Below are 301 nucleotides of genomic sequence, written 5' to 3' on the forward strand. Positions count from 1 at the left end.
GCCATTTCAACGTCTTTACCGACAAGCTGCGTGGTGTCATCCGCCAGTTGCTCGACTCCTCCAGTTCCCTGGATCAGGCGGCACGTAGCATGGGCGACATATCCAGCGAAGCGCAGCTGCATAGCCAGCAGCAAGCACAGCAGATGGAGTTAGTGGCCACCGCCGTCAACCAGGTGACATATGGTGTAAAGGACGTAGACAAGAATGACGAGCATGCGTCAAGCGAAGTTCACACAGACGAGGATCAGGCCAGCCAGGGGCAACAAAGCATCGATGCCAGCCTGCATCAGATCGAGCAGTT

Annotated in this window: 1 pseudogene; it reads left to right on the top strand. The window is 56.1% G+C overall.

Annotated features, from left to right (window positions below):
* A pseudogene (locus VC352_RS24840) lies at nt 1–301 on the top strand (methyl-accepting chemotaxis protein); the annotation flags it as partial.

The organism is Pseudomonas sp. C11 (genome assembly GCF_034683865.1).
Taxonomy (GTDB): Bacteria; Pseudomonadota; Gammaproteobacteria; order Pseudomonadales; family Pseudomonadaceae; genus Aquipseudomonas.